Consider the following 1178-nt stretch of genomic DNA (forward strand, 5'->3'; position numbering starts at 1 on the left):
ATGGTTTGGTCACCTTTACCATACAGGAAATTTCGCATTTTTTGTACCCTTGATCAGAAAACAACCTGATTGTCAAGTACATTTTGTGGTGAAGAGCCAAACAACTTCAAAAAATGTTATAATTTAGGGAAAATTGTGCTAGATATTTGTCTATTTGTTTATGAGGTTCTTCTACATCGCATCCATGACATATACTGACAACTTTAGGCTTCAATTCTTTAACGATGCCAGCACTTTCAACAGCTTCTTCCATATTTGCGGTAAACATAGCAATCGGCCTTTTCAGCTGACCTTTTTTTGACATAAACAAATCGCCACCAATAAGAACACGATCCTTCTCATGATAGTACACAACGTGTCCGGGTGAGTGTCCTGGAGTATGAATGGGGGTTAGGTCCATACCCATCAAGTTAAGAATTTTGGTCTTTGTGCATCGTCAAAAACATGGTATCCTTTCTAACGAACACTCCACGTTAGAAAGGATTTTTTTCATGGGCATGGATTCAAACCATTCGTCAACTCTTTTCTCCCGAAGAATTAACCCGTCTCGCACGGAAAACAGGCTTTATCCGGCGGCAGCGTTCGTTAACGGCGGAAGCCTTTCTGACTCTCTGTGCATGGGGAGATGGCTCACTGGCCAAACAGTCGCTTCAGCGGTTGTGTGCGGCCTTGACGCTCTGGCATGGCTGTTCCCTTTCAAGCGAAGGCTTGAATCAGCGTTTTACCGATCGGGCCGTGGCATTTTTGCGAGAAGTGTTTTTCCTTCTCCTCCTGCATCAACGTCCATTGCTTTTGTCAGCCATGGAGACCTATCGAACTTGTTTTACCCGCCTGCGGATTTTGGACTCAACCAGCTTTTTGGTTCCCGCTGACTATGGGGAAGACTATCGAGGTTCCGTTTCGTCGGGGGTGAAAATTCAGTTTGAATATGACTTGTTATCCGGCGCCTGCCTTCAGCTATGCGTTCAATCGGCCAATGACTCGGACGCTCGTTTTGCCTATCATGCCCAGCATACGATTTTACCGAATGACCTATGTATTCGGGATTTGGGCTTTTTCTCCGTTGCCGCACTGGCCGAGATCGACGCCCGCGGAGCGTATTATATTACTCGGCTCCGTTCCGATATGAAAGTGTATATCAAGGAGAATGGCCAGTGGAAGGAATGGGATTGGGAATC

2 protein-coding genes are annotated in these 1178 nt (G+C 45.8%); one reads left to right on the forward strand and one right to left on the reverse strand.

The features are described 5' to 3' along the window. Nucleotides 1-106: 106 nt before the first annotated feature. Nucleotides 107-406 (reverse strand): MBL fold metallo-hydrolase, encoded by a 300-nt coding sequence (locus CV945_RS16980; protein ID WP_100660203.1) that lies wholly within the window; start codon nucleotides 404-406, stop codon nucleotides 107-109. A 104-nt stretch (nucleotides 407-510) separates the two neighbouring features. On the opposite strand from CV945_RS16980, the gene CV945_RS16985 reads away from it, so the two are divergent. Next, a partial coding sequence (locus tag CV945_RS16985) for an IS4 family transposase (protein ID WP_232722326.1) occupies nucleotides 511-1178 on the forward strand: 668 nt, incomplete at its 3' end.

Source organism: Geobacillus sp. Manikaran-105 (assembly GCF_002809955.1).
GTDB lineage: Bacteria > Bacillota > Bacilli > Bacillales > Anoxybacillaceae > Geobacillus > Geobacillus thermophilus.

Coding starts and splice junctions, on each gene's coding strand:
- CV945_RS16980 (WP_100660203.1), bottom strand. CDS start 406: ATGGGTATGGACCTAACCCCCATTCATACTCCAGGACACTCACCCGGA.